Source organism: Microcoleus sp. BM001215392, assembly GCF_036700185.1.
Taxonomy (GTDB): Bacteria; Cyanobacteriota; Cyanobacteriia; order Cyanobacteriales; family Microcoleaceae; genus Microcoleus.
Genome location: NZ_JAUBOJ010000033.1, coordinates 1 through 19,253 on the forward strand (window position 1 = coordinate 1; position 19,253 = coordinate 19,253).

17 protein-coding genes and 1 tRNA gene are annotated in these 19,253 nt (G+C 45.8%); 11 read left to right on the forward strand and 7 right to left on the reverse strand.

Translation table 11 applies throughout. The features are described from left to right. The 3 genes from QT974_RS06125 to QT974_RS06135 all read left to right on the forward strand — a co-directional run. Positions 1-906 (forward strand): D-hexose-6-phosphate mutarotase (locus QT974_RS06125; protein WP_333467636.1); only part of this gene is annotated, 906 nt, incomplete at its 5' end. A 703-nt stretch (positions 907-1,609) separates the two neighbouring features. Continuing rightward, on the forward strand, positions 1,610-3,136 hold the full coding sequence (locus tag QT974_RS06130; protein WP_333467637.1) for a phosphomannomutase/phosphoglucomutase: 1,527 nt from the start codon (positions 1,610-1,612) through the stop codon (positions 3,134-3,136). A gap of 212 nt (positions 3,137-3,348) precedes the next feature. Next, the gene (locus QT974_RS06135) at positions 3,349-3,564 is read left to right on the forward strand and encodes a hypothetical protein (RefSeq protein WP_333467638.1); all 216 of its coding nucleotides are present in this window, start codon (positions 3,349-3,351) and stop codon (positions 3,562-3,564) included. Between the two features lie 127 nt (positions 3,565-3,691). Here QT974_RS06135 and folD read toward each other — a convergent pair whose 3' ends face one another. Beyond that, positions 3,692-4,570 carry a bifunctional methylenetetrahydrofolate dehydrogenase/methenyltetrahydrofolate cyclohydrolase FolD gene (folD, locus tag QT974_RS06140; RefSeq protein ID WP_333467639.1) on the reverse strand — a complete coding sequence of 293 codons (879 nt, stop codon included), beginning with the start codon at positions 4,568-4,570 and terminating at the stop codon, positions 3,692-3,694. 143 nt (positions 4,571-4,713) lie between these two features. Here folD and QT974_RS06145 point away from each other — a divergent pair, with 143 nt between their 5' ends. After that, the gene (locus tag QT974_RS06145; protein ID WP_333467640.1) at positions 4,714-5,139 is read left to right on the forward strand and encodes a DNA-binding protein; all 426 of its coding nucleotides are present in this window, start codon (positions 4,714-4,716) and stop codon (positions 5,137-5,139) included. Between the two features lie 104 nt (positions 5,140-5,243). Beyond that, entirely contained in the window at positions 5,244-5,666 is a 423-nt protein-coding gene (locus QT974_RS06150) for an NUDIX hydrolase (RefSeq protein WP_333467641.1), read from the forward strand. 273 nt (positions 5,667-5,939) lie between these two features. Here QT974_RS06150 and QT974_RS06155 read toward each other — a convergent pair whose 3' ends face one another. Then, positions 5,940-6,488: a LeuD/DmdB family oxidoreductase small subunit gene (locus tag QT974_RS06155; protein ID WP_333467642.1), complete on the reverse strand. Its 549-nt coding sequence runs from the start codon at positions 6,486-6,488 to the stop codon at positions 5,940-5,942. 181 nt (positions 6,489-6,669) lie between these two features. Here QT974_RS06155 and QT974_RS06160 point away from each other — a divergent pair, with 181 nt between their 5' ends. From QT974_RS06160 to QT974_RS06170, 3 genes are all read left to right on the forward strand, one after another. Beyond that, positions 6,670-7,548, forward strand: coding sequence for a hypothetical protein (locus QT974_RS06160; RefSeq protein WP_333467643.1), 879 nt, complete (start codon positions 6,670-6,672; stop codon positions 7,546-7,548). A gap of 535 nt (positions 7,549-8,083) precedes the next feature. Next, positions 8,084-10,300, forward strand: coding sequence for a GAF domain-containing sensor histidine kinase (locus QT974_RS06165; RefSeq protein WP_333467644.1), 2,217 nt, complete (start codon positions 8,084-8,086; stop codon positions 10,298-10,300). Between the two features lie 437 nt (positions 10,301-10,737). Further along, complete coding sequence (locus QT974_RS06170; protein WP_333467645.1) at positions 10,738-12,417, forward strand: ABC1 kinase family protein; 1,680 nt, start codon at positions 10,738-10,740, stop codon at positions 12,415-12,417. Between the two features lie 68 nt (positions 12,418-12,485). Here the strand turns inward: QT974_RS06170 and QT974_RS06175 are convergent, their stop codons facing one another. Then, positions 12,486-12,782, reverse strand: coding sequence for a DUF433 domain-containing protein (locus tag QT974_RS06175; RefSeq protein ID WP_333467646.1), 297 nt, complete (start codon positions 12,780-12,782; stop codon positions 12,486-12,488). A gap of 431 nt (positions 12,783-13,213) precedes the next feature. Then, a complete protein-coding gene (locus QT974_RS06180; RefSeq protein WP_333467647.1) occupies positions 13,214-14,536 on the reverse strand; it encodes a serine/threonine-protein kinase in 1,323 nt (440 codons plus the stop codon). 270 nt (positions 14,537-14,806) lie between these two features. Here QT974_RS06180 and QT974_RS06185 point away from each other — a divergent pair, with 270 nt between their 5' ends. Both QT974_RS06185 and QT974_RS06190 read left to right on the forward strand, forming a co-directional pair. Next, entirely contained in the window at positions 14,807-15,133 is a 327-nt protein-coding gene (locus tag QT974_RS06185) for a hypothetical protein (protein ID WP_333467648.1), read from the forward strand. Continuing rightward, a complete protein-coding gene (locus QT974_RS06190) occupies positions 15,130-15,516 on the forward strand; it encodes a toxin-antitoxin system TumE family protein (RefSeq protein WP_333467649.1) in 387 nt (128 codons plus the stop codon). The genes QT974_RS06185 and QT974_RS06190 overlap by 4 nt, the downstream gene beginning before the upstream one ends. A gap of 108 nt (positions 15,517-15,624) precedes the next feature. On the opposite strand, the gene QT974_RS06195 is transcribed toward QT974_RS06190, so the two are convergent. Continuing rightward, positions 15,625-15,697 (reverse strand) — tRNA-Glu (locus tag QT974_RS06195). 90 nt (positions 15,698-15,787) lie between these two features. Further along, positions 15,788-16,834: a M42 family metallopeptidase gene (locus tag QT974_RS06200; protein ID WP_333467666.1), complete on the reverse strand. Its 1,047-nt coding sequence runs from the start codon at positions 16,832-16,834 to the stop codon at positions 15,788-15,790. A 167-nt stretch (positions 16,835-17,001) separates the two neighbouring features. Between QT974_RS06200 and QT974_RS06205 the strand changes: the two genes are divergently transcribed. Further along, on the forward strand, positions 17,002-17,748 hold the full coding sequence (locus QT974_RS06205) for an FkbM family methyltransferase (RefSeq protein WP_333467650.1): 747 nt from the start codon (positions 17,002-17,004) through the stop codon (positions 17,746-17,748). A gap of 74 nt (positions 17,749-17,822) precedes the next feature. Here the strand turns inward: QT974_RS06205 and QT974_RS06210 are convergent, their stop codons facing one another. After that, on the reverse strand, positions 17,823-18,860 hold the full coding sequence (locus tag QT974_RS06210; protein WP_333467651.1) for a histidine kinase: 1,038 nt from the start codon (positions 18,858-18,860) through the stop codon (positions 17,823-17,825). Positions 18,861-19,253: the final 393 nt, after the last annotated feature.

Genomic DNA, 19,253 nt, shown 5'->3' on the forward strand with positions numbered 1-19,253 from the left:
ATGAGTATTGACCAATTAAACGCAGCCTACGGGATTCCCGGCCAGCTCACCTTCGCTACGGGAAACGGTGGTTTCCCCATGGTTCACATCGACAACGGTCAAGCTAAAGCCTTGATTTCTGTGTATTCTGGCCAAGTGCTCTCCTTCTGGCCGGCCACCGAAACTGCTGACTTGATGTTTCTGAGCGACAAAGCTTACTACGCCGAAGGAAAAGCCATCAAAGGCGGTGTACCCATTTGTTGGCCTTGGTTTGGCCCAGATCCCGAAGGGCTGGGGCGTCCAGCTCACGGGTTTGTACGCAATCGCCTCTGGAATGTTGTCAGTACCGCCACTACTCCAGAGGGCGCCACCCAAGTCACTCTAGGGCTCAAGGATACTGAGGAAACTAGAGCAATTTGGCCCCAAGCTTTTGAACTGGCGATCGTCATTACTGTCGGTACCAGCCTCACTGTAGAATTAATTACCCGCAATCTAGGTGACAAAGCATTTCCCCTCACCCAAGCTTTCCACACCTATTTCCTAGTCGGCGATATCAACCGCGTCCAAGTTTTGGGTCTAGAAAACAGCCAGTATCTTGATAAAGTTGATGGTGGTATCGAAAAATCTCAAGTTGGTGCTGTGGCGGTTTCAGGTGAAGTCGATCGCATTTATCTCGATGTCACCAACGAATTTGTGATTGACGATGCCGCTCTCAATCGTCGCATTCGCATTAAGTCCTCTGGTAGTAAATCCGCCGTAGTCTGGAATCCCTGGGTGAAAATTTCTGCAAGCATGGCCGACCTTGATGATACAGATTACCAGCGCTTAATCTGCGTAGAAACGACCAATGCGGCGACAGATATTGTGGAAGTCCCCGCCCATGGTGAGTTCCGCTTGCAAGCTATTTACAGCGTCGAACGCTCCTAAGGATCGCCAATTAAATAACTTACAATTTTAATTGTGATTGTGGGATGGGCTACAACAGCCCGTCCAAAAAGAGCAGAAAGAGCCCGACACCCCACTTTCAAGAGTGTAAGTTATTAAATTTTTGTTCCTAAGGAATCAGAGCTGAATAGATTTCTTGTGTCAATCTTTGATTGACAAAGCGACGGCTCCCAGAAGGCAGACTCAATGTGCATCTCATTTGTGCAAATATATTTGTAGGGGCTATAGCATTTCGGCATTAAATCTCTGGTTCTCGCTAATAAATTGTCTGCCGAAATGCGAGAGCTCTTGCCAAAATGTAGATGCACCCGCAGACTCAAGCACCTCGACGCTGATAATTTACCCAATTGAAAGCGATTTGTGCAAGAGGTCTATTGAAAATCTATGTTAATTTAACGCATAATAATACCGCCTCTGAGATAGCTGCCCTTTTTATTTCTGATTCGCCGTCGGGCGGACGCTGAGCTTCGACGGAGCAAAAGTGCGGACATCGTTTGTATGGCGTGCGGTTTCTTTCAACGTTGCGCCAGAGTCCCAGCCTATTGCTTTGTAATTAAGTCAATCCACCTCAACGTAAAATACGCAACTGAATCGAGGTTGCTGTCTATGTATTCTTGCTTCTTGTTGCCCTTCCTTGGCCTTGCGAGGCTTCGGCTTTATTCCTTCTAATTACCATCAATAGATTATGCAAAACTTCAACTGGACAAAACTGCAAAACGGCTCAGACATTCGCGGTATCGCCCTAGAAGGGGTTGCCGACGAAAAAGTCAACCTAACGCCGGAAATTGCCACAATTTTAGGTAAATCTTTTGTCAGTTGGTTGCTGCAAAAAATCAACAAACCAGTGGCAAAATTAACAATTGCGATCGGGCGTGACAGCCGTCTGTCAGGGCCAACTTTAATGTCAGCAGTCATGGAGGGCATCGCCTCGGTTGGTGCCAAAGTGTACGACTTTGACATGGCTTCAACCCCCGCCATGTTTATGAGTACCATTACCCCCGGTTTTGATTGCGACGGTGCGATTATGCTGACTGCTAGCCACTTACCCTTTAATCGCAACGGCTTAAAGTTTTTTACCGCTAATGGTGGGTTACAAAAAAAAGATATTACTGATATCTTAACACTAGCCCAAAGCAATAATTTTGATTCAGCCTCAGCGCCTGGTAACATTACCAAGCACGATTTTATTTCAATTTATGCCAGCCAGTTTGTCAAAAAAATTCGGGAATCAGTCAATCATCCCGAGAATTTTGAGCAACCGCTAACCGGGTTGAAAATTGTTGTGGATGCGGGTAATGGTGCGGGCGGTTTTTATGTCGATAAAGTCTTAAAACCTCTAGGTGCAGACACTGCGGGCAGTCAATTTTTAGAACCTGACGGTACTTTCCCCAACCACGTGCCAAATCCCGAAGACAAACAGGCAATGCAGTCAATTTGTCAAGCAGTAATTGCCCATCAGGCTGATTTTGGGATTATTTTTGATACGGATGTCGATCGCAGTGCGGCTGTGGATGCCGCAGGTAAGGAACTCAATCGCAATCGCTTAATTGCCTTGATTTCGGCGATCGTATTACAAGAACACCCAGGCTCTACGGTTGTCACCGATTCTATCACCTCCGATGGCTTAACGCAATTCATCGAACAGGATTTGAAAGGGGTTCACCACCGCTTTAAGCGCGGCTACAAAAACGTGATTGACGAGTCGATTCGCCTGAATGCAGCCGGACAGGAATCGTGGCTGGCGATTGAAACCTCTGGACACGGAGCTTTGAAAGAAAATTACTTTCTGGATGATGGCGCTTACTTGGTGAGCAAGTTATTGATTGAATTAGCTAAATCCCAATTAGCTAATCAATCTTTGCCCGATTTAATTGCCAATTTACAAGAACCTGAAGAAAGTGCAGAATTTCGGATTAAAATTGGTGTCGGTGATTTCAAAAATCACGGAACTCGCGTCATCGCGCAATTGCAAGAATTTGTATCAACCCAAGCCGACTGGCAAATCGTTCCCGATAACTATGAAGGGCTGCGAATTTCTTGCACTTCCCCTAGCGAATCCGGCTGGTTTCTGTTACGCTTGTCACTTCACGATCCGGTGATGCCCTTGAATGTTGAGTCTAATGTTCGGGGTGGTGTCGATCGCATAGTGGCTAGGCTGTTAGCTTTTTTCCAAACAACTGAATCTCTGGATTTGTCGGCACTTTCAAGCTAATACCAATTTAACAAATCCTTGCTACAATAATGTTTTTGAGTTGGTTTCGTCAAATATTGTTGATCTAAGATTTTAGGTATTTTATTGGGTAGAATCAACGCTCCACATCCGATAAATATTGTGGCATTGATTGTTACAATTAATATTAGTTTGACTCGATCGTATTAATTGGCAAATCAAACCATAGGAGGAATGAGATAGTGTGGCTTTTAATGATTAAATGTTCTGCTGCAAGCTGGGAGATCCATTCCAAGGCTTTTAAAGCGATTGCTGACAAATATCCGGCTACGCCTGTTTCTTCTAAAAAGATGAAAGGCGACGGTCAACGCATCATGGAATATAAACTTGAAAATGTCAATGATGTAGAGGATTTTATGGAAGAATGCTTGACTTTAGATGGCTTCACTGCTAGCTTTGAGTCGCTCTAAATTTAGGCGAGCAGTAAGACTTCTAATTAAACTCGGGGAAAATATCTCTGATTTAGTAATTTTTTCCCCGAGCCTTTGTTGCTGATATCTGTTAAATTTGCTGAATCCCGTAGATGGCTTGTTGTCTTTAACTCTCTTGTTTTTTGGAGTAACTAGAAACCGTATTTGCTAACAGCATAGCGACAGTCATCGGCCCGATTCCTCCCGGTACCGGCGTGATAAATCCGGCTACTGTTTTCACCGCATCAAAATCTACATCTCCCGCCAAACGGCTGGTACCGTCTGGATTGACGACGCGGTTAATACCGACATCGATTACTGTTGCTCCGGGTTTGACCATATTAGCTGCGATCGTGTTTGTGCGGCCGACGGCGGCGATTAAAATATCGGCTTGGCTGGTAATTGCTTCTAGGTTTTGCGATCGCGAATGAGCTACTGTTACTGTACAATCTGCTTCTAACAGCATCAGCGCCATTGGTTTACCTACTAAAATACTGCGTCCCAAAACTACGGCATTTTTTCCTTTTAATTCAATCTGATATTCCTCCAATAAGCGCATGACTCCGGCGGGAGTACAACTGCGCAAACCTTGCTCAGAGCGCACCAAGCGGCCTAAATTTACAGGGTGAAGTCCGTCAGCGTCTTTGTCGGGGGCTATTTGATAAAGTAGCGAAATCGCATCTAAGTGTTCTGGTAGCGGTAATTGGACTAAAATGCCGTCTACTCGATCGTCCTGGTTGAGCGCCTCAATTGCAAGTTCGAGTTCGGCTTGAGTGGCGTTGACTGGGTAATGCTGGCCGAAGGAAGCTATACCGACTTTAGCGCAGGCTCGCTCTTTGTTGCGCACGTAAGCCGCGCTGGCTGGGTTGTCGCCCACCATCAGCACCGCTAGTCCCGGAGGACGCCCAATCTGGCTTTGGAGGGCGCGGACTCGATCGCTCAGCTCGCTTTGCATCTTGGTTGCTAGAGCTTTGCCATCTAGTATTTGAGCAGTTTTGGCATCCATTGTAAACTCTGGGTTAGGGGCTGACGATTTTAGATTTTAGCTTAATCGCTGTCAAGCACTACACTAAAAAAATTTCTGACTTGCGATCGATTCTGGGGATTCTGTTAAAGTAGGTCGTATCTCAAATCTCAAATCAGTTGACCATGACTACAGCAATTAAACAAGTTTGGGTTCCCAGATTCTCCACAGGCTATTTATTGCTAATACTTACCAGCGGTTTGCTCAGTTGTGGCAATTTACCCATGTCTCAACTCAATCTTGGTTTTAATGTTGCTAGCATTGGCGACATTCAACAAAAGCGCCAAGTCGATGGTCAAGTTTATCTCCGGGGAAAAGTGGAAAATCGCGCTCCTTTTGTGGGGAATGCGGCTTATCAACTTCAAGACGGTACTGGTAAAATGTGGATTTTAACTAAGCAAGCTTTGCCCCAACTTGGCGATGAAGTTTTGCTGAAGGGAGAAGTTCGCTACAAGAGTATTACTGTGAAGGAATTGGCAAATCAAGATTTAGGTGAAGTTTATGTTGAGGAAATGGAACAATTAAACCGCACTCCTGCGGCACATAAATAGCAATAGCAAAGGCTAATTTATTCCGATAATTCAGTACGTCTATATCCTGTCCTATCTGCTTGTAGTGCGGACGCTCGCGTCCGCACTACCAACCTTACTTGTTAATGACTAAAATTCACGTTGCGATCGCCATTTTGTACCGAGATGGCAAGTTTCTCTGCCAGTTGCGGGATGATATTCCTAATATCAGGTATCCCGGACATTGGGCTTTGTTTGGCGGACACTTGGAACCGGGGGAAACTCCGGAAACTGCTGTTTTGCGGGAATTATCCGAGGAAATTGGCTGGGCTCCTGCGACTGTTTCTTTGTTTTGTTGCGATGTTGAAGGAGAGCTTGTTCGACACGTGTTTCACTCACCACTTAGTGCGGATGTTAAGGATTTAGTGTTGCACGAGGGTTGGGATATGCAATTGTTGACAGCGGAGGATATTCGGGTTGGTAAATGCTATTCTCAAAAGTCGGGAGATGTGCGGCCTTTCGGCATTCCTCACCAGCGCATTTTATTGAGTTTTATTGATGTTCTTTGACTGTACTGATAAGTTGTCGCTGATTTTTTGAGTTTTTTGGGGCCAGCTTGTAGCCTGCCCCAAAGCTCAAAACTAAACCCACAATAGCTCAGCCGTCAGGTGCTCAATACGCACCTTACAGAAAAAATTGGTTCAAAGCCGGAACCAGGATGGGAGAAATTAAAATCACACGATTCATTTCTCCAATCCTTGGACTTTTAGCTATAAGTCGCCTCGATCTCTCAACCCTTCGGCTACGCGATCCCTCAACTGACTTGACAGGGGTTTTAAGAGTTAAGAACGAGCCGCAATCATTCCCGTTTGTCGTGCATAGGCAAACAATCCTCCGGCATCAATCACTGGCCCGACATCTCCTAAGGGCTTGAGCGAGTAAGTGAGATTTTGGGTGTGGTTGATAATTTTATCGCCCTCAAAGTCGATCGTCACTTCTTGGCCTGTTACAAATAAGTCACAAAGCCGATCGACTGATTCGATCGGGTACAACTCGCCAGTAGCCGAGCAATTGCGAAAGAAAATCCGTGCGTAAGACAAAGCCACCACCGCTGTGACGCCGGCGGCCCCGAGAGCGATCGGAGCGTGCTCGCGCGAAGAACCGCAGCCAAAATTTTCACCAGCAATGATAATCGGATATTGGGTTTTGATTTCCCCGGACTCGATAAACTTGCCGTAGCGATCGGGCAACCCAATCATCGCGTAACTGCCTAGTTTCTCGTACTCGTCCGGCTTCGAGGGAACCAGGGTCAGGTATTCTGCCGGGATAATTTGATCTGTATCGATGTTATCGTCTAAAACAAAAATTTTACCGCTAATTACTTTACCCATAGTTTATTTCTGGTTTGCGAGAGCTCGATGCTGTGATGATAATTTTTAAGTGGGATCTGGATGCCAGATTTGCACCCGTTTATTTTAACCTGGCAGTGTGGGTGATAACCTGTATTAGTAAAAATTAGATCCGAGACTTTGGGTTAAAAATTACCAGATTATTAAGTGTCAAGATAGTTTTATGGCGAATCCAATAGATGACATTGCCCGACAAGCTCATGAGGGCTCGGTGGCTTCGATTATTCAAATCCTTAACGACGAACTAGCGCAAGTAGGTGTCAGAGCCCGAGCCGTGTTTGCTTCCGGGGTGCTGCAACTGCTGTGCGAAGCTGCAACACCGCAACTGCTCGAACAGTCTAGCTTGGTCGATCGAGTCCGAGAAATTTTGGAGGGCCTCGATCCCCGGAATATTCGCCGTGTCAACATCAACAGCAGGCTCGTCCGCGAACACCAACTGCTGTGGCTCGAAGAAATTAGCCGCGATCCGGAAAATCAACTGCTGTGGTCTCAAGAAATTAAACTGAGAAAGGCGAATTTGTTCAAGCGTTTTGCCAATTCCCATCACGAACGCCAAGAGCGAGGCTCAAAGCGGGCTTTGCCGAGAATTGCTGCACCTCGCTCGATGCAAGAACCGCGACAATTTCAGCGCGGGATCGTTGGCGGCGTCAGCTTGAGCCTGCTGTTGCTGGCTGCTGGGGTCGCCACCTACAAGGGACTGAATTCCCAAGTCCCAAACAGCACGCCAACCAGCACTCAAGCCGTCGCAACTAACGCTCCCAGTCAGTCAGTTGCAACTGCTGTGAAAATTTCTCAGGATACTGCTAATTCTGGTGCTGACTCTTTTGCCAAAGCAGTGCGATCGGCCCAGCAAGCAGCCACTGACGGTAAAACCGCTCAATCTCGCGAGGATTGGTTGATCGTAGCTGCTAAGTGGCAGCAAGCTTCGGATTTGATGGCCGCCGTGCCTGCGAATCATCCCCGCTACACAACTGCTGTCAACCGGACTGCACTTTACCGCCAAAATAGCGATCGAGCCCAACAAGAAGCACAAAATAAGTAAGCAAGCAAGCAAGTCAGATAAATTTAACAACAGAACTGAGCCAGTCTCTTTTGGAGCACAGAGTTAGCGATCGGTAAGCAAAAACTCACAAACTCTGTGCTCTGTGATGAGTTAAAATTTGGAAATTTTAAAGTTTTGTGATGTGCGTCACTAAATCGTCTGACTTGTATCACAATAAAAAAAAGCCAGGATCACAAACTTAAATAGGAAACATCACAGAGTCAAGAGAGGGGTATCACCAAGCGGTCTCAAGAAAAGGTTAATACTAATAACGGTCAACATTAATTAGTAGCAATGCGATTTATCCTCATCGCCTAAGGATGCTAAAGTTCATCGGGTACAGATCGATGGCTAGAAAACAGCAAAATAGAAATCGGTCTCATTTGGGTATATGTTTCGCAGATTTAGTGACCTGCAGGCGGGCTGCCGAAACACACACGCGCAGGCTCATAACAGTCCAATCGGGTGTTGTCGATATGTTGTATGCGTGTAGCGCGAGCCTGCTCAAACATCTTAAAATAAAGGCTTCGTTGCCATGATCGATTACCAGGGAAATCAAGATTTTAGTTTGAGCGACCGATCGACCGATCGAGAGTCTTGCACATTGCATCTACCGCCAACCGCAGAACCAGTATCAGTCCAAAAATTTCTGGATCGTCTTATGCAGAACCAGGTCGATCCTGCCCTTCTGGGGCGGCAAATTAACCAAATTCTGGCGACCAGCTTCGATCGAGAAATCCTGCTGCAAATAGCCAATACTTTGGGAGCGGCTTGGGGGGCAGATTTCTGTTTGGTTGGTGCTGTGATTGACCAGAAAGTAGTAAATCCAAATGCTTGTTGGCAAAATAAGAGCGATCGCCCCAATGCTGCTGTCGAAGCAGTCGATGCAGCTCAAATACCACAACGCTCCCAAACCGCAAACATCAAATCGCCTAGCATATCGCTAGAAGATCCCGTCTTGGCAAAAGTGCTAGCAGACGGCGACATAGTGGCGATATCCGACTCTGGCGACTATCTGGAAGGTTCATTGTCCAATTCCCCTGTGACACCAATGCTGGGTCGGGCAATTTTAGCAGGGCCTGCACGATTTGCAGGGGCTGTAAACGGCGTGGTGGTGGTTGGTAAATCGCAACATCACGAGTGGTCTGCCGCCGACAGAAAAAGCCTAGAAGCAGTATCCGAGGCGATCGGCATCGCGATTTCTCAGATTCAAAAAAATCAAGAAATTGCCAGTTTAAACCAACAGTTACAGCGACAAGCTCAATACAAAAATCTCCTCGGTTCAGTCACGCAGGCGATCGATACCAGTTCAGAAGTCGATCTAATTTTGCAGCAAGTTATTGAACATACCGTCGATAGCCTGCAAGTAGATAGAGGACAAATCCTGCTGTTGAAATATACAGACCCTCTATTTAAAACTCGCTCTCCCAATCAAATCCCCAAAGCAAAAGTCGAATTAATTGGCGAATTTCCTCGGAAAAAAGCACCAAGCGATGCCGGGAAAAAAATCACAAGTACCAAAACAAAAACCAAGGATAAAACTGTCAATTCCCCAGCCAAAATCCCGAGTTTAAAATCAAATAATTATCCGGGATTTTGGCTATCGGAATCTAATTTGTGCGGCCAAGCATTCCACAGCCCCTGGCAACCCCTCGCCCTAGCTGACGCCGGGGAGTTAATCGCCAACGAACCAGAGGGCGCCGCAGAAATCTTGAAACTCCAAGGTATTCGCGCCCTGTTGCTGGTTCCCCTCAGCGGCGCCAACGCAGACGACAGCGTGTTGGGGTTCTTGGTGTTGCAGCACTCAGAGATCCGCCATTGGAGCCCCTCAGAATTGGAAGTTGTGGAATTAGTCGCAGCTCGATCGAGCAGGGCGATTATTCAAACCCAGATGCTTAAGGAAGCCCAAACCCTAGTCTCAGAAAGAACCGCTCAGTTGCAGCAAAGTCTCGAAGTACAGCAGAAACTGTACGAACAATCTGCCAATCAACTAGAGCAACTGCGCAAATTGAAGCTGATTAAAGACGAGTTTCTCAGCACTCTGAGTCACGAGTTGCGCACCCCTTTAACAATCATGAAGCTGGCGATTCTGATGCTCAAACAAGCAGAACAGCCGTCAGCAAGTCGGATTAAATATCTCGACATTCTAGAACAGCAGTGTTCTAAGGAAACTGCTTTAGTTAATGATTTGCTCGCCCTCAAGCAGTTCGAGCCGCAGCAAGTCCCTATTTCTGTCATCAAAATCGATCTCCAGCCTTTAATTGAAGATTTAGCAGCGGATTTTGAGAAAAAGTGGGCGGATCGGGGATTGACTCTGAAGGTGGATTTACCGAAGTTTACCCCAACCTTGGAAACCGACCCGGACAGCCTGAAGCGGGTGCTGCTGGAACTGCTGACGAATGCTGGAAAATACTCGGCTTCAGGAACTGCGGTAGTTTTGGAGGTGTCAGAAGCGACCGGGTGTATTGTCCTGAGCGTTTCTAATTTCGGGGCCGGCATTGCTGTGGCTGATTTACCCCACATCTTTGACAAGTTCCGGCGCGGAACTGGGATTACTGACCAAGCGATCGCCGGTACAGGTTTGGGTCTGGCTCTGGTAAAGTGTTTAATACATCACTTGAATGGTACTATTGATGTGTCTAGCTCTCCGGCACAAAGTTCTGAATCCGATGAGTTGTGGCGCACATCTTTTACTTTGACTCTGCCACAATCTCTAGCGGATATGGGTCATCTAGGAGAAGATCGAGGTTGAAAAGCAACTGGGAATTGGCAGCGAACCAGCCAAAAATTGCCCGCTCGGGAGATTTTGAAATAGCAAACGCTACCAAATCCTGCTTTTTGAATTGTTTGTCTAGTTCTCCGTTGAAATTGTCGGCTGCCCATAGCTGATTTTTTCAAAAAATTATAAGATATAGGGTTATTTGCACCCAATTAGTAGGGGTCTTTACTAATGTTCGCTCCTGCAAAAATCAGTGATCTATTGATGAATTAATCAGGCAGGAGCATTCGCAACCCTTAAACTTATTTATGATTGTATAACCGGAGATGATATGACACAGTATTGACCGAAAAAACCGATTTTTAAAATTAACTATTTCCCAGGCCGACGAAGTATTTTCGTACCAGCCGATTTCCGCAGGAATATCCCCTAACAAATGTCGCGCTCCATGGAACTAGATCGTGAATATTATGCTAACAAAAGCTGCACCGAAACTCCTGCGTTGGCAAAGTCCTAAATATTCGCCCCTGGCACGACAAATAGACGTTTTTGCTGCGGCGGGAAAGTTTATGTTGTTTTTGTGGTGGGATGGACTGCTGCAAAATACTTCGGCTCATACCAGAAGAATTCGCGCCCATTGGTTAGTCAATACTTTGCTGGATTTAGGCCCGACTTTTATCAAAATCGGGCAGTCTCTCTCAACTCGGGCCGATTTGCTGCCGCTGGAGTACGTCAAGGAGTTGGAACAGTTGCAGGATAGGGTTCCTGAGTTTAGTTCCGAAGAGGCGATCGCCCTTGTAGAATCAGAGTTAGGCAAAGATATTTACGCTTTGTACCGCGATTTTGACCCGTTACCCATTGCTGCTGCAAGTCTGGGACAGGTACACAAAGCGAGGCTGCACACCGGGGAAGATGTGATTGTCAAGGTGCAGCGTCCGGGTTTGGAAAGGTTATTCGATTTAGATGTGAAGGCGGTGCGGCAAGTAATGCGTTTGTGCGATCGCTATTTACCAGGGACGCGCAAGTACGACCTAGAATCTCTTTATCACGAGTTTTTTAAGATTTTATATCAAGAGATTGACTACGTACAAGAAGGCAAAAATTCCGATCGCTTCAGCCATAATTTTCAAGAATATCCTCAGATTATTGTCCCCAAAGTCTACTGGCAGTACACGACTAAAAAAGTGCTAACTTTAGAATACGTTCCGGGGATTAAAGTAGACGACAGGATCAGTTTAGAGGCGATTGGAGTAGATATTGCGAAGCTCAATCAACTCGGAATTTCCTGTTACTTGAAGCAGTTGCTAATTGACGGTTTTTTTCAAGCTGATCCGCATCCGGGAAATTTGGCGGTGACAGAAGATGGTAGCTTGATATTTTACGATTTTGGGATGATGGCAGAGGTGAAGTCTCTGGCTAAGGACGAAATGGTCAAGACTTTTTTTGCTGTGCTCAGAAAGGATACTGACGAGGTACTCAATACTTTAATTACGATCGGCTTAGTGGAGCCGATGCCGGATATGATGTCGGTGCGCAGGCTGATTACTTTTTTGCTGGATAAGTTTATTGATAAGCCGATCGACTTTCAAGCATTCAATGAAATCAAGAACGAACTGTACATCATGTTCGAGCAACAACCGTTTCGCTTGCCAGCAGAAATGATGTTTATTGTCAAGTCGCTGACAACTCTCGACGGGATTGCCAGAACTCTCGACCCTCACTACAATTTCTTAGTATGCGCTCAGCCTTTTGTCAAAAGTATTGCGGTGAGTAAAGGACGGAAAAATGCGATTTCAGAATTGGCTCTTCAAGCGCGAAGTTTCATCACCTACAAATTGCAGCAGCCGAGCAAATCGCAAGTTTTCATCAAGCGTTTGGAGCAGCGGATTGAAGATGGGGAGTTGCAAATTCGTGTCCGCAACATCGAGAGCGATCGCGCCCTCAAACGCATCAATCTCGCCCTGAAAACTCTGATTTTTGCCTGTATGACTGGTTTTGGGGTGCTGACGGGTGCGGTGCTGCTAGTGGGCGGATATCAAACGGGGGCGATCGTAGCTTTTGCTGTGTCGGGATGCGCTGGGTTGTTTGTGCTGCGTGCTTTCCTAGATTTGTTGGTGAGGGAAAAGCTCGATCGAATAGCCGAAAAATAAATATACTTACTTGGTAATTAGGTTGGTAGTGAGGACTTTAGTCCTCATTTAAAAGACTAAATGCTGACTCATTCCCCCTGCATTTGTAAGTTATTTAATGCTGCCAAACGTTCATATTCTGCTTGTTGGGCCGCTAAATCTGCTTCTATTTCTGCTCGATTTGCGTGATAATAAGTCAGTGCAGCATAAACCTGCGCTAAGGTGAGACGATCCAGATCCCCTGCTATTTCCTCAGCACTATTACCTTGTTTGTATAAGACTGCGATTCGCTGCACCGATGTGGCAGTACCTGCAACGATAGGAATTCCACCGCGAAGGTGCGGATCGCGGATAATGAAAGTGCCAATATCAGTTAAAGTTGGCATATGTGAATCTGTGGTTAAAAATTAGATGCTAAGTATAGCATAAATTATTAATATTTTCGACGCGCTGCGACTAAAGAAACCGGGTTTTTGGCTGAATCTGCGGGTGAAAGCGAAGTATTTTTGTCAAAAACCCGGTTTCTGATCTCATGCGTAAGTCCTCCAGGTTTCTCGAATTTAGAGTAGATTAGGATTTACGCACTAACCAAAGAAACCGGGTTTTTACTGAACTTGCTGGCTACAACGAAATATTGCGTAAAAAACCCGGTTTCTGAGCCCCAAACAGTTTGTGTTGGCTAATTGCTATCACCCGAATTTCGCGAGTCTGTTGTTTGAAGAGTAAACCCCCGCGTAGCAGGTAATGAAATGACCAAAAGCCGATAACTTCGTAGAAAAAGGTTCTCTAAAAAAGACTTAATAAGGGGCTGAAATCGCTATAAATTACAGCTTACAGTTCTCGATGCGAGAGAACAGACCCACCCAAACCCCGCCCCCCACCAACCACCATACCACCCCGCGTGCGCCAAAGCCCAAGGCAGGTGGCCTGCTTGTGCTGCAATCTTAAAGGTTAGGTTACTGTAGTCCAACCACTGTCCTCCTTTTCTCCAACCCACACGATCGCCCAACTTGCATTCACTCTCATAATCAACTTTACCGCCTACTTCCAACCAGATTTTTTTCTGGACGCTAAAGCCAAAGCGACCCTGACTGTATTTTACCCACAATTGGTCGATCGTCCGCAAATCATCGCAAGGAAAATTCTCGATCGATTCCTTTGTGAACCAACCTTCCTTCTCCTGTCTAGCAGCTTTTAGCATCACCTTGAGTGTTTCCTCATCCGCTTTTTTCCACTTCCAGGCCGCCAATAAATCCCGCAGGCGAGTATAGTCAACACCCCGCGCTGATTTAAGCTGTACCGAAACACCGGCAACCGTTGACGGAATAGGTTCTTGCAGATAACTCAACCAATCTTGCATCGACTGCGGCCGCTTTTGCGGATCGGATGCCATCCCTTTTTCTATTGCTAAACTCACCCAATCTTTCACCCCAAAATTTTTCGCAGGTGGCAATGCTTCATTTCTAAAATGCCGATTGAGGGAAGCTGTTGGCACTTTTCCAGTTACTGCATAATATAAAGATGCAGCTAAAGTATAAATATCCACCGTTGGTTTACCGCTACCTTCCATATGCTGTTCCCAAGGAGCAAAAGCAGGGTTATGAGGATGTCTGCTACTAATAACAGTTGGCATTAATTCACTTGCAAGACCAAAATCAATTAACACTGCTTGCCCGTTGGGACGCAACATAATATTACCTGGATGAGCATCTCGATGGACAATTCCGGCTTGGTGAACGGCGGTTAATGCTTCTCCAATTTGGCGGATAATTGCCACTGCTTCTGTATCCGGGAGTCGCCCCTGTTGCTGTACGGCATCAAATAAACTTTGCCCGACGACTAAATCCATTACCAAACAGTGAAGGCCTTTTTCCTCAAACAAATCGCTGACGCGGACAATTCCAGGATGCGCGTTTTGGCAAAATTTGGCTAAGATTTGCCCTTCGCGGATAAATCTGCGGACAAAGTTGGCGTATTCCGGGTCATTTTGCAAACTCAGATTCGGCGTTTTGAGGACAACTTGATGCTTGAGTTGCAAATGGGTTGCTTTGTAAGTCATGCCAAATCCCCCCATTCCCAGGATGTCGTCGATGCGGTAGGGGCGAGTTTTGAGGGTTGTTTGTCCGGGCGTCCACAGCATGGCGGGTTGCTTAAATTCTCTCTAGTTGCTAATTATGATAAACTGTCTCGCCTTTAAAAAGCAACGAACAGGAAGCAATAACAGGATTTACCGACTCCGACAAAGAAACCGGGTTTTTACCGAATTTGTCGGTTACAACGCATCTTTCCGAAAAAACCCGGTTTCTGAACTCCCACGCGCAACTCCTAACTAAGCCGATCGCCCTTCTTGCTGACATTCAAATCAAATTAGGTTAAAGTTAATTTAAGCCCAACTATCAACATATCGGTTATGGCAACCAAAAATCAAATTCTCGAACAACTCAAAATTTTAGAATCACTCTACAATCGAGGCGAAGTCAGTGAAGTTTTAGAACTTTCACTATCCAAAATTATCGCCCACGAAATTGCCATTGCCAAACAACAAGCCGCAGAAATAGAAACTGATTTACAGCAATTTGAAATTGAGTATCAAATGCCATCTCCTGAGTTTTACCAAAGATTTAGGGCGGGAGAATTAGGAGATGATATCGATTTTGTTGAGTGGAGTTCTTTCTATCAAATGTCATGTTCTGTGCGAGAACGCTTGCAGATTCTTCTCTCTAACTCCCAAGCATGATATCAGCCCAGTATATCACAGAAATTAAAGCTAAATTGGTGGCAAGCCCTGCTGTCAGTTCTATGGCAATTGTTAAAGAACGAACTTTGCCCGAAAGCGGATATTTTCGCGCTCGGTTAACCCTCACAAATGGCGATTTTTTAGAAGTTGTAGAATTTTTTACCGTTATCGATAATCGTTGCATCACAGAAAGTTATCGATATCAGTGGATGGATGAAACCCAGCAAATTTTACGGAACCGCTGGGATAATGTCGAACATTTCCCGAACTTACCCAATTTTCCCCATCATGTTCATATTGGGGAAGAATCAAATGTTGAACCTAGCTGTTCAATGAATATTCTTGAATTGATTGATTTAATAGAAAATGATTTGCACTCTTAATCAAAAACCCGGTTTCTGGCCCCCGTCGTAATTCCTAAGCAAAAAGGGAAGGCTATATGCCCTCCCTTTTTGCTAGATATCATTTTGATATCAGAGTTAGATTTTCAATACCCCCAGGGGAATTCGAATCCCCGTCGCATCCGTGAAAGGGATGTGTCCTAGGCCTCTAGACGATGGGGGCGCGTTTTGGCTTGCGTTTGCTTGTGTTCCGCACCTTTATTACCTTAACTAATCTTTCTGAATTTGTCAACTACTTTGCGAAAGTTTTTTTCTAGTCGTCCGAAAGTTGCTCGCAGTAGGCTTTGAGGATGGCGGCGCAATTGCCGATCGCCCCGAGATGAGCAATCTCGAACCCGTGGGTGTTCTGGGTGGGGAAAGCCAAACAAGCGGCGCGGGCTACGTGGCCGAACTTCATGGCGATCGAAGCATCGCTCCCAAAACCGCTAATCACCGCCAACTGCACCCCTACACCGACTGCGGCGGCGGCTGCGCGCAGTTGGGCGTTCAATCCTTCATCGTAGACTCCGTAGCCGTCTTGAACCAGCAAAACCGGGTTTTCGCCATCTGCGATCGGGTATTCCGGCGCCAGGGGGCAAATTTCCAAAGCAATCAGCGCATCCAACTGCTGGCGCTGCGTGAAATACAAAGCTCCGATCGCCCCAACTTCCTCCTTCGCCGACGCCACCAAATAAACATTCACCGCAGGCTCTGTCAAATATTGGGCTAGAGCCAGCAAAATCGCCACAGAAGCCTTGTTGTCCAGGGTGTAGCTTGCGATCCAATCCTTCAACCGCAGCGGGCGTTTGCGGTGCTTTCCCACCACCATCCGCGTACCCGGCCGAATTCCGGCCTCGGCTAATTCCTCGGCGGTACACTTGGTTTCGATCCAGGCATTTTCCCACTTGACAGCAGCATCTTCCTGCTGAGCTTTTTGAGGAGATTCGTGAGAAACGTGGCGGCTTCCGAAGCTGAGAATGCCACTAATTGTTTGCTTGTCGCCCAACAAATCCACAACGCCTTCGCCGTAAACCCAAGGAAAGGCGCCGCCCAACCTGCGGACTTCGACGCGGCCGATCTCGCCTATTGTTTTAACTAGGGCACCAATTTCGTCTTTGTGGGCGGTAATGGCGATCGACTTTTCTCGATTGCGCCCGGGAATTAGGGCGATCGCATTGTCAGCGCGATCGATCCAAGCATTCACTCCCAGGGCGGCGAATTTTTCCATCAACCGCTGGTTAATTTCTGACTCCGCACCGCTGGGTGAGTGCAGCATGACTAATTCTTCGATTGTTTGAAATAGGCGATCGAACTCTAACATTTTTGATTCCCGCATTTTGGAGCTTATTTTGACATATAATAAACCAGATTCATTCTGGGTAGGAATCGTATTTTCTGAGGTAAATCAGATTGTTTTTTTAACCGCAGAGGCCGCAGAGGGCGCAGAGAGCGTTACTATAAAAATGAGTTTTTTTTAAATGTTCTTCTATGCTTGTTAATAAATTACTGCAACTTTTGCAACGTAAAATCCGCGCCCAAAAGTTGGGTTTAGAATTTAAAAGAGTTGCTAGCTTTAGTTTGCCCGGTAATTTAATTGTGCAAGGAAATCGCCAAAAAGTAAACTTGCCGGAGGAGAAAGGCATGGATGGAGAATTTATTGAAGTGCTTTTAGATGACTGTTACGGAGTTGAACAATTACCTGAATCGCTGATGAAAGTTCTCGATCTCGGGGCGAATGTCGGGTTGTTTCCGATCGCCGCCCGGAATCGATTTCCTCAAGCTGTAATTCACGCTTACGAACCGAATACCTACCTGGAAAGCTACCTCAAAAATCAATCTCAAATAGCTAACTTTACATATTTCATGGAGGCTGTAGGAGCCGAAGATGGTAGAGTAGTTCTGGATATTCGGGAAGTGTCGGGAAAAACGCGATCGCGCGTCAGCGAAAATGGGGACGTACCGATGGTATCGTTGCGCAGGGCGATCGATCGCATTGGCGGCAGCGTCGATTTAGCCAAAGTAGACTGCGAAGGTGCAGAATGGCTGTTATTTGAAGACCGAGATTCTTGGCAACTCGTGCAAAACCTGTCTTTAGAATATCACTTGTGGTCTGGTCACAGTCACGCCGAAACCCGACAAGTTATTGAAAACTTAGGATTTTCGGTGAGAAAGCAAATACCAATAGATCGATGGTATGGCTTAATCTTAGCATCCCGCACCCGCAACCGTAAATAAGGTTAGTAGTGAGGACTGAGCGTCCTTCTTTTCTTGAAGAAGCTCAGCACTACTAACCAATAACATAGCTACGATTAAATCTGTTCTTCACCTTGATTGAAACGCTGTATCCCTTGATTTTCATCGGCGCGAACAATAGAATCTTCGGCAACATTCAGGATACCATTAAATTTATCTTGACTTATTTGCAAAGCTTGTTCATTGTATTTTCTCATGGCAATTTCTAGCTGCAATTTGTCAATAGTCCGTTTATAACTAGCTGCTTGCCTGACTATTTCCTGTTCTGAAAAATCTAGTAATTCTATCAAAGTGGTAACTTGATGTTCCAAAAGTTGTATTTCATAAATATTGTGATTATTATTGACAATATGTCCCGATACTTCTGGGGGATTAAATACAATTTGTTCCTTAGCTAGCGACAGAGCTGTTTTGACACTCAAAGCTAAATATCTAAACATTTCAGCGGTATTTTGGGGAATTTTTACTTTCAGAAATATCAGTACAGCAAACAAACTTCCTGACTCTAGCAGTCCCCCAAATCCTAAGACAGACTTGATGTTGTGTGGGATAATTAAGGTATCTTGTTCAGCAACGAACAGGCTGCCTTTTGCTTCAGATTCGTAAAAAACATTTAAGGCGCCTGGTTCTAATTTCACAAACATTTCTGGTTGGGCTCCGAGGACTGTATTAATGTCTAAACCGAACTGACGGATTATTTCGGAAATCGCCGGAATTTGAGCTACTAATTCGGCACTAACTAATGGAATAGCTGTATTTTCTACTGCTGTATGCCGAGAATTCCAGTGCGGTTCCGATCCTGCTGCTGCTAGCAGAGTCCAGCATTTGATGTCTGCTGCTGGGGAATTGCCTTTCATCAAGCGGCGGGCTGATTCTTGCAATGAATCTTCTAATTCCCCGTAGGGATGAGTTTTGAACAAACGCACTAAGCCACAGGTATTTTCTCCGGTTTGGCGATCGCAAAAATGTTCGTAAATATACTTGACAATATTTTGGCTGCTGGCTTCCATACTAGGGGTATTTCTACCGAACTGGCGCAGGACTAAGCTGCATTTCGCCATGTCTTGCGGGGTAAATCTGGTAATATCGTACATTGAAAAACGCTCTCCCAGAGCTCAAGCACTCTTTTTTATTTATCGTTAAGAGCGCTACCGCATCCGGAATCGCACTGAGAGCTTTGACAAATCTTAGTTAAAACAGGTACAAAATATTTCACAAAAATAGACCGGTTGTACCCGGGAATACAGAAAATATGACCGAGTCAAAAAAATTAGTCCGGTAGGACACCCGCGGAGTAGGGAGAAGCGGATGTCTAAGGGTGGAAGAATTTCTGGGGTTGACTGGCGCACAGAAATTTAAAACAGGCGACTTTTCTAGTGTGGGAAGCGCCACAATCAAACAGGTTAGCAGTCAGGACTTAAGTTTTTATTTTTCCGTAAGGTTAGTAGTCAGGACTTAAGTCCTTCTTTTTCCTCGGACTTGCTTTT